The sequence below is a fragment of the Gordonia sp. 852002-50395_SCH5434458 genome, assembly GCF_001665905.1.
Lineage (GTDB): Bacteria > Actinomycetota > Actinomycetes > Mycobacteriales > Mycobacteriaceae > Gordonia > Gordonia jacobaea.
This window is the reverse complement of record NZ_LZTC01000003.1, coordinates 76589-85923: the sequence shown is the minus strand read 5'-3', so window position 1 is coordinate 85923 and position 9335 is coordinate 76589. Positions and strand designations below refer to the sequence as shown.

General features: G+C 65.4%; 8 protein-coding genes. 2 read left to right on the top strand and 6 right to left on the bottom strand.

The window, feature by feature from the left end:
* The 3 genes from A5785_RS00600 to A5785_RS00590 all read right to left on the bottom strand — a co-directional run.
* A partial coding sequence (locus tag A5785_RS00600; protein WP_197500784.1) for a DUF222 domain-containing protein occupies positions 1–638 on the bottom strand: 638 nt, incomplete at its 3' end.
* Positions 639–860: 222 nt separating this feature from the next.
* A complete protein-coding gene (locus tag A5785_RS00595) occupies positions 861–3032 on the bottom strand; it encodes a 3-hydroxyacyl-CoA dehydrogenase NAD-binding domain-containing protein (protein ID WP_064864133.1) in 2172 nt (723 codons plus the stop codon).
* Between the two features lie 24 nt (positions 3033–3056).
* Positions 3057–4268, bottom strand: coding sequence for an acetyl-CoA C-acetyltransferase (locus tag A5785_RS00590; RefSeq protein ID WP_039856095.1), 1212 nt, complete (start codon positions 4266–4268; stop codon positions 3057–3059).
* 126 nt (positions 4269–4394) lie between these two features.
* On the opposite strand from A5785_RS00590, the gene A5785_RS00585 reads away from it, so the two are divergent.
* Together A5785_RS00585 and A5785_RS00580 are read left to right on the top strand one after the other, a co-directional pair.
* Positions 4395–5567: a TetR/AcrR family transcriptional regulator gene (locus tag A5785_RS00585; protein WP_064864131.1), complete on the top strand. Its 1173-nt coding sequence runs from the start codon at positions 4395–4397 to the stop codon at positions 5565–5567.
* Between the two features lie 60 nt (positions 5568–5627).
* On the top strand, positions 5628–6647 hold the full coding sequence (locus A5785_RS00580) for an adenylate/guanylate cyclase domain-containing protein (protein WP_082938104.1): 1020 nt from the start codon (positions 5628–5630) through the stop codon (positions 6645–6647).
* Here the strand turns inward: A5785_RS00580 and A5785_RS00575 are convergent.
* From A5785_RS00575 to modA, 3 genes are read right to left on the bottom strand one after another with little or no spacing between them, the layout of a single operon-like run.
* A complete protein-coding gene (locus A5785_RS00575) occupies positions 6542–7696 on the bottom strand; it encodes a sulfate/molybdate ABC transporter ATP-binding protein (protein ID WP_082938103.1) in 1155 nt (384 codons plus the stop codon). The genes A5785_RS00580 and A5785_RS00575 overlap by 106 nt on opposite strands.
* Positions 7693–8475 (bottom strand): ABC transporter permease, encoded by a 783-nt coding sequence (locus A5785_RS00570; protein WP_064864129.1) that lies wholly within the window; start codon positions 8473–8475, stop codon positions 7693–7695. Before A5785_RS00570 ends, A5785_RS00575 begins: the two co-directional genes overlap by 4 nt.
* A 7-nt stretch (positions 8476–8482) precedes the next feature.
* The gene (gene modA / locus A5785_RS00565; protein ID WP_064864127.1) at positions 8483–9304 is read right to left on the bottom strand and encodes a molybdate ABC transporter substrate-binding protein; all 822 of its coding nucleotides are present in this window, start codon (positions 9302–9304) and stop codon (positions 8483–8485) included.
* Between the last annotated feature and the right edge of the window lie 31 nt (positions 9305–9335).

The window sequence follows — 9335 nt, the reverse complement described above, 5'->3', positions numbered from 1 at the left end:
TCGGCATCGACCTGGGCGACAACAGAATCGACGAGCGCAGCAAAACGGGTCGTCGACAAATGATCGCGTGCCGAGAGTGCTGCGGTGAGGCGGGCGTCGACCTCGTCGATGGTGTCCGGTCCGCACAGGCTGGTGCGGGCGACAGCGATGTGGAACCGCTGCAGATCGATGCGCCCGCAGGCCAGGAGTGAGGAGGTGTAGGGGAGTCGGTAGCGCAGGGCGTGGGCGTCGATGATCAGTTCGCGTGCCCGACCCGGCGGTAGCGACAACACGGCGCCGACGTCGGCGATGGTGCGTTCCAAACCATTTGGGCCGTACTGTGCGCGGGGGTCGTCGCCAGCTTGTCCGCGAGCAGCGAACTCGCGCAACTGTTCTGGTGAGTCGGCGCGGCCGTCGGTGAGTTCGCCGATCTCGACGCCGTAGTCTTCTTCGTGTTCCTCGTGGATGAGGCTGATCGCCGTCAACAGACGGAACTGTGCCGATGCGATGGTCGACGCGCAGTGCGCGATCACCTCGACCAGATCGGTTTTCGACAGGGATTCGTCCTCGGCAACACGCGCGAGCACCGGCGGCTGCGGCGCGGGCACGCCTGTGGCGTCGGCCGCGTCGGCCGGGTCGGGGAAGGTTTCCAAGGACATACATCGAACATACAGACGAGGTCTGACAATTCTCGCCGCTCGTCTGCGGCGGATTCTGAAGCCCACTTCCCTCAGCCGACTGGGCGCCTCATCCCGTCGACTGTGCGCTGAATCCCGCCGACTGGGTAGCGAACACAAAGGTGGGGGAGGAAAGTTCCTCCCCCACCTCGTGTGGGTCACTTCAGACTCAGCCAGATCAGGGACCCGGCTAGATCAAGAAGCTCAGTACTTCTCGCCCTTGGCGGCCTTCTCGACGAGCGAGGCAGGCGGCTCGAAGTGCGAGCCGTACTTCTTGGCCAGGTCGCGCGAGCGGTCGACGAAGCCCTGCAGTCCACCCTCGTACTGGTTGATGTACTGGATCACGCCACCGGTCCACGCGGGGAAGCCGATGCCGAAGATCGAGCCGATGTTGGCGTCGGCGACGGAGTCGAGGACTCCCTCGTCGAAGCACTTCACGGTCTCGAGGGCCTCGGCGAAGAGCATGCGCTCCTGCATGTCCTCGAACGGGATCTCGGTGCTGCCCGACTTGAAGTGGTCGCGCAGGCCCGGCCACAGCCGGACACGCTTGCCGTTCTCGTCGTACTCGTAGAAGCCCGCGCCTTCCTTCTTGCCCGGACGACCCTCGTCGACCAGGTAGTCGATGACCTCGAAGGAGCCGTGCTGAGGCAGTTCCTTGCCCTCGGCCTTCGCGCCGTCCTCGCTGGACTTGCGGATCTTCTGCATCAGGACGAGGTTGAGCTCGTCGGACAGCTGCAGCGGTGCTGCCGGGTAGCCGGCCTGAGTGCCCGCGTGCTCGATGAACGCAGGCTCGATGCCCTCACCGACGGCGGCGATGGCCTCGTTGATGAACGTACCGATGACGCGGCTGGTGAAGAACCCGCGGCTGTCGTGAACGACGATCGGGGTCTTGCGGATCTGCAGCGTGTAGTCGATCACCTTGGCCAGCACCGCATCCGAGGTCTTCTCACCGCGGATGATCTCGACCAGCGGCATCTTGTCGACCGGCGAGAAGAAGTGGATTCCGATGAAGTCCTCGGAGCGCTTCACACCCTCGGCGAGGATGGTGATCGGCAGCGTCGAGGTGTTCGAGCCGAGCACTGCGTCGGGTTCGACGACGTCCTCGATCTCCTGGAACACCTTGTTCTTCACCTCGACCGACTCGAAAGCGGCCTCGATGACCAGGTCGACGCCCTTGAAGTCGGCGGCATCGCCGGTCGGCTGAATCCGACCGAGCAGCGCGTCGCTCTTCTCCTGGGTGGTCTTGCCGCGGGAGAGTGCCTTCTCCTCGAGCTTGACCGCGTAGCCCTTGCCTTTCTCCGCGTTCTCCAGCGACACGTCCTTGAGGACGACGTCGATACCGGCCTTGGCCGACACGTAAGCGATTGCGGCGCCCATCATTCCGGCACCGATCACGCCGACCTTCTTGGCCTGCCACTTCGGGTAGCCCTCGGGACGCGAGCCACCGTTGTTGATGGTCTGCAGGTCGAAGAAGAACGCCTTGATCATGTTCTGCGCGACCTGGCCGGTGACCAGCGAGACGAAGTAACGGGTCTCGACGAGGTCGGCGGTGTCGACGTCGACGTAGGCACCTTCGATGGCAGCGGCCAGGATGGCGCGCGGCGCAGGCATGTTCGCGCCCTTGATTTGCTTACGCAGCAGAGCGGGGAACGCCGGCAGGTTGGCTGCGACCGACGGGTTGGTCGGTGCACCACCCGGGATCTTGTAGCCCTTCTTGTCCCACGGCTGCTGTGCCTCGGGGTTCTCCTTGATCCACGCCTTCGCGGCGGGCAGGAGCTCCTCGACCGATCCGACGACCTCGTCGACCAGGCCGGTCTCCTTGGCCTTGGTCGCGTTGAAGCGCGGACCCTGCAGCAGCACGCCCATCAGCGCGTTCTGCATACCGAGCAGGCGGACGGTACGCACGACGCCGCCGCCACCGGGCAGCAGGCCGAGGGTGACCTCGGGCAGGCCGACGACGGCGCCCTTCACGTCGGCGATGACGCGGTAGTGGGTGTGCAGCGCGAGTTCGAGGCCACCGCCGAGGGCAGCGCCGTTGATGGCCGCCACAACGGGCTTGCCCAGCTTCTCCAGGCGACGCAGCACGGTCTTCATGCCGTTGGTGCGCTCGGTGATCGACGCGGCGATCTCTTCCTTGGACTGCGTCCGCTCCGCGGTCATGTCCTTGAGGTCGCCGCCTGCGAAGAAGGTCTTCTTCGCCGAGGTGATGACGACACCGGTGATGTCGTCCTTCTCGGCCTCGAGACGATCGACGGTAGCCGCGATCGAGGCGATGAACGTGTCGTTCATCGTGTTGGCGCCCTGCGCCTTGTCGTCCATGGTGAGGACGACAACGCCGTCGGCGTCCTTCTCCCAGCCAATCATGTTGTCACTCATTGCTTTTGAAAGTCCTTCTGTAGGTCAGAGACGCTCGATGACGGTCGCGACGCCCATGCCGCCGCCGATACACAGGGTGATCAGGCCGTAGCGGCCGCCGGTGCGCTCGAGCTCGTCGAGGCAGGTGCCGAAGATCATCGCGCCGGTTGCACCCAGCGGGTGACCCATGGCGATGGCGCCACCGTTGCGGTTGACCTTCTCGTGCGGGATGTTCAGGTCCTTCATCCACTTCAAGACGACGGCCGCGAACGCCTCGTTCAGCTCGAAGACGTCGATGTCGTCGACGGTCAGTCCGGCCTTCTTCAGCGCCAGCTCGGTGGCCGGGGTGGGACCGGTGAGCATGATGGTGGGCTCGGAACCGATCTCCGCGAAGGAGACAACGCGACCGCGCGGGGTGAGCCCGTTGCGCTTGCCTGCCTCTTCGCTACCGATGAGGACCAGCGACGCACCGTCGACGATGCCGGAGCTGTTGCCACCGGTGTGAACGTGGTCGATCTTCTCGACGCTGTGGTACTTCTGCAGCGCGACGTCGTCGAAGCCTGCCATCTCGGCGAGCGCGGCGAACGCGGGCTTGAGCTTGCCGAGCGACTCGACGGTCGAACCCGGACGACGATGCTCGTCGTGATCGAGCACGATCACGCCGTTGATGTCACGGACCGGAACCACAGACTTGGCGAAGTATCCACCGTTCCAAGCGTTTTCGGCGCGCTCCTGCGACTCTGCTGCGAAGGCGTCGACGTCTTCGCGGCTGAATCCCTCGATCGTCGCGATGAGGTCGGCACCGATGCCCTGCGGCACGATGTAGTTGTCGTACGCGGTGGTCGGGTCCATGAAGAGTGCGCCGCCGTCGCTGCCCATCGGGACACGCGACATCGACTCGACGCCGCCGGCGAGCACGAGGTCGTCGAAGCCGGACGCGACCTTGGCCGCTGCGAGGTTGGTGGCCTCGAGGCCCGACGCGCAGAAGCGGTCGATCTGGGTGCCGGGGACGGTCTCGGGCAGGCCGCTGTTGAGAGCTGCGGTACGCGAGATGACGCCGCCCTGCTCGCCGACCGGCGAGACGACGCCGAGGATGACGTCGTTGATGTCGGCCGGGTCGAGGCTGCCGTGACGTGCGAGAACCTCGTTGATGAGGCCGGACGCGAGGTCGACGGGCTTGATGCTGTGCAGCGAGCCACCGCGCTGCTTGCCACGCGGCGTACGGATCGCCTCGTAGATGAATGCTTGATCAGGCACGAATGTTCCTTTCACATGAACCAGCGATGGTTACCCTACGAGGCTAACGCGGGATCACTTCTTTGGCTATAGCAGGTGGTCAACTAGTCGCGGAAGCGGACAGATCTGAGCTAAGGTCGATTAACAATGTCTACTCAGAAGTCACGTCGCTCACGGCCTGCCGACCGCAAACGGCAGTTGGTCGACCATGCCGCGGCACTGTTCCTCGATCGTGGCTACCCGCATGTCTCGGTTGCCGATATCGCCCGCGCCTCGGGCGTGACCGCGCCGTCGGTCTATCGACACTTCGACGACAAGCAGGCGTTGCTGTCCGCGGCCGTGCTCGCGGGTGTCGACGACCTCGAGGCATGCACCGACCGCACCCTCGGCGACGGTCAGCGCCCCCTGAGTGAGCTGATCAACGCGCTCTGCGACCTCGGCGTGCACCACCCCGAATCGGTGTCGCTGTGGCGGTGGACGAGCAACTATCTGTCGGAGGACCAGAACAAGCAGATGGTCCTGCGCACCCAGCAGGTCCTGGCACGCTGGGCGACTGCGATCGTCAGCGAGCGTCCCGGCCTGTCCGACCGCGAGGCCCGCTCACTGGGTTGGGCGGCATTGAGCGTCGCGGGCAGCCTCGCGGTACACAACTCGCGGATGTCAGCGGCCCGTGCGCGCGCCGAACTCGTCGTACTCACCGAGCGACTGCTCGACCTGCACCCCGCGACCGCACCCGACCTACCTGCCGAGCCCACCATCGCCGGCCTCTCGTCGTCGCGGCGTGACGAGATCCTCGACGCCGCGGCCGCGCTCTTCGCCGATCACGGTTACGCCGACGTGGGGGTCGACGACATCGGCGCCGCCGTCGGAATCACCGGACCCAGTGTCTACAAACACTTTTCGTCGAAGCTCGCCATCCTGCTCGGCATCGGCCAACGCAGCGCCATGCGACTCGAGACCGGTGTCATGGCCGCGCAGTCGACCACCGCCGACCCCGCCAAACTCCTCGGGCTCCTCGTCGACTCCTACGTCACCGTGATCACGTCCACGCCCGACCTCTCCGTGGCGTTCAACAGCTCGGCGGTCTTCGCCGGGCAGGAGGCCGCGGCCGAGCTACTCGACGTCCAGCGCCGCTACGTCCGACGCTGGATCGATCTCCTCGGCCAGATCCAACCCGACGTTCGGCCCGATCAGCGCGCGGTCGCGGTCCACGCCGCGCTGTCGATCGTCAACGACGCCGTGCGCATGCGCCGCGGCACCGCCCGCCCCGACTTCGCCGCCGAGATGGCCTACCTGATGAAGGGCGTCCTGGGACTATGAGGTCGGCGAACCGCTACCGTTGACTCATGCACAGCAGCACGGCATGGGCGGGGGGCGTCCGTGAGTGACCAGGAACGTTCGGGACTGAGCGCTCCCGAGCCGCGATACACGCGCGACGAACTCGTGGAAGAGCTGGGACTCTCTCCCGAGTATGCCGAAAAGATCTGGAACGCTTTCGGTTTCGCGCGACAGTCGACACCCGACAAGATCTTCACGGCAGAAGAGGTGAAGGCACTCGGACTCTTTGCCGACTCCGAACACACCATGCCCGAGATCGCGCAGGTCGCCACCGCACGTGCGATCGGCCAGACGATGTCGCGCCTCGCCGAGTGGCAGGCCGACCAGTTGACCGAACTCGAACGCAATCCAGACGTTCCATGGACCCGCGATCAGATGGCGAATGCCCTGGGCGTGATGCAGCAGTTGATCTGGCGCAGGCACCTCGACATGTCCATGACCCGCGACGAATCCCGCGAATCCGACGAGCGGATGGAGCTCGTCGTCGGGTTCGCCGACATCGTCGGATACACCAGCCTGTCTCGACGTACCCCTCTCGACGAGCTCGAGCATCTACTCGAGACGTTCGAGGACCGCACCTTCGACGTGGTGGCCCGGTACCGCGGCCACGTCGTCAAGACCCTCGGCGACGGCGTGATGTTCACGTTCACCTCATCGGAGGCCGCGGCACAGGCAGCGCTAGCGATACACCACCTCAGCGACGACAAACCCATCCCGGCACTGCGCGTGGGACTCGCGCGCGGGCAGGTACTCTCCCGACTCGGCGATGTCTTCGGTGAGCCCGTGAACATCGCGGCACGCCTGTGCGGTTCGGCCCGACCGGGCACGACTCTGATCAGCGAGCCGGTGGCCGACGATCTCGCCGATGATGACCGCTTCTACGTGCGGTCGATCTCCCCGCTGTCGGTCCGCGGGTACCGGCGGCTGCGCGCAAAGGTGTTGGACGCCAACAAGTATTACGAATCGGATGCCAAGTCAGGAGACGAGGCAGAGTCAGGAGACGAGGCCGAGTCCGGGTCTGAGTCCACATCCGACGGCTCGGCCGAAGACGTCGCCTCGTAGACGCGCACCTCATTCGCCTTGATGACCAGATAGACCTCGCGGCCGGCACCGAGTGCGAGATCTCCGACGGCGCCCCATGTCACCTCCGCCGAGACCACCTGCCCGGCAACGTCGCAGCGCACGATCGCGTGATCACCCTGGGGCATGACCTCCGAGACCGTTCCGCTCAAGACCGTGCGCGGACTTCCCTGCGGCGCATCGAGATACAGCGCCACCGCGCGCGGTGAGAAGGTGGCCACCGCTCCGATACCAGGCCTGCTCGCGTCTGCCGACACGCCCGTTACGCTGCCGCCGTCGACTCCGATGACGGTTGCGGGCGCCTGAAAGGTCCCGACGAACATGTTGAGACCCGTGAGTGCGGCGGCGAACGCTGTTTCCGGTCGCCGCAACACCTCTCGTGTCGGACCACGTCCGACGACCCGGCCATGCTCGATGATCACGACATCGTCGGCGAGTGCGACGGCGTCGACGAGGTCGTGTGTGACGAGCACCGTGCAGCCCTTCCGCTCGGTGATCAGCGACCGCAACAGGGTGCGCATCTGTTGTGCCACATCCACATCGAGCGCAGCGAACGGCTCGTCGAGGAGTAGTACGTCGGGTTCGGTCGCGAGAGCGCGTGCGATCGCGACGCGCTGTGCCTGTCCACCCGACAGTTGTTTCGGGGAACGGTCGGCGAACTCGGCGACACCGACCGCGGCGAGCCATCGTTCGGTACGGGCCGCAACCTTTTTCCGCGACAAACCCGCGGACTCCGGCCCGAAGGCGACGTTGCGCGCGACGCTCATGTGGGGGAACAGACGCGGCTGCTGAGCGAGCAGCACCACCGACCGGCGATGCGGTGGCACAAAGCTTTTCCCGTCCTGCAGACTGCGGCCGTCGTAGTCGACCGTCGAGTCGTCGGTGCGGCGCAGCCCTGCCAGCACGGCGAGGGTGGTGCTCTTACCCGATCCGTTGGGTCCGAGTATCGCGCAGGTCTCCCCATCCGCGACGTCGAGGTCGATCTCGAGAAACGGCGTCGCACAACGGATCGACGCACGCAGGCCGCTCACGCACCCACCGCCGGGGTCCGTCGTAGATGCACAGCGACGACGACGACCAGCGCGACCCCCATGAGCACCAGAGACAGCGGGAGAGCCTCGATCGGATCGTTGATCGAGTCGAGGTAGATCTTCAGTGGTGCCGTCTGCGTGGTTCCCGGCAGGTTACCCGCGAATGTGATGGTCGCGCCGAACTCGCCGAGAGCTCGCGCAAAGGCCAGTACCGCACCTGCTGTCAGCGCCGGAAAGACCAGTGGCAGTGTGACTTTCCACAGAGTCCTGGTCGGGCTCGCGCCCAGCGTCGCTGCGACCTGTTCGTAGTCAGCTCCGGCCGACCGCAACGCGCCCTCGACACTCAGGACCAGGAACGGCATTGCGACAAACGTCTGCGCGACAACCACACCGGCCGTGGTGAACGCCAACTGGATACCCGCCCGGTCCAGATACTGACCGACGATTCCGTAGCGGCCGAGTGCGTACAGCAGCGCGATACCGCCGACCACCGGTGGCAACACCAAGGGCAGCAACACCATTGCGCGCAGCACGCGGACAGCGGCCCCCTGAAACCGAGCGAAGACGAAGGCGATCGGCACGCCGAGGATCACGCATATCAGAGTGCTTGTCACCGCGGTGAGCACGCCGAGCCGCAGAGCGTCGAGAGATGCCTGCGAGGTGATGGAGCCCCAGAAGTCCCCCCACGGCATCCGTACGATGATCGCGAGCGGACCGATCAGGATGAAGCAGATTCCGAGGATGGCGGGGACATACACCCACAGCGGAATCCGGCGCATGGCTTGCTCAGGAGGTCGCGGGCTTGAAGCCTGCGGCAGCCAGGATCTCCTGACCCGTCTGACCCGTCACCATGTCCTTGAACTGTGCCGCCTGCTCGGAATGCTTGGTGCCCTTGACCGTTGCGATCGGATACTTGTTGACCACCGTGGCGAAGGCCGGATCGTCGACGGTGGAAACCTTGTCACCAGCCGACTTCGCGTCCGTCACGTACACGAGACCGGCGTCGGCCTCACCGGAGGTCACCTTCGTCAGCACGGAGGTCACCGACGTTTCCTGACTCACCGGCGACAGCTCGACACCCGTGTTCTTCTCGACCGTCACCGTCGCCGCCCCGCACGGGACCTCCGGCGCACAGACGACCGTCTTCACGTCGGCATTCTTCAGACTCGCAAATCCGTTGATCTGCTTCGGATTTCCCGGAGCCGTGGCGATCACCAACGTATTGGTGGCGAAGATCGCCGGGTCGACCGCCTCGTCGCCGAGCTTCTGCATCGTCCGCTCATCCGCGGTGGCGATCACGTCGGCGTCAGCGCCCTGGTTGATCTGGGTGACCAACGCCGACGACCCCGCGAAGTTGAGCTTCACGTCGACGTCGGAGTGCGCCTTCTCGAACGCGTCGGCCAGCTCGGTGAAGGTCTTCTTCAACGACGCCGCGGCGTACACGTTGAGAGTTACCTTCTGCCCGTCAGCACTCGAAGAAGCACTGCCCGACGAATTGCTGTCCGACGAACACCCGGCGACGGCGGCGATCACGGCGATGAGCGCCGCGCAGACAGCGAGTAGACGACGAACCGGTACAGCACGAGACGACCCAGCACGAGATGACACAGCAGTTCTCACTTCTCTCCCGCGCACGCGG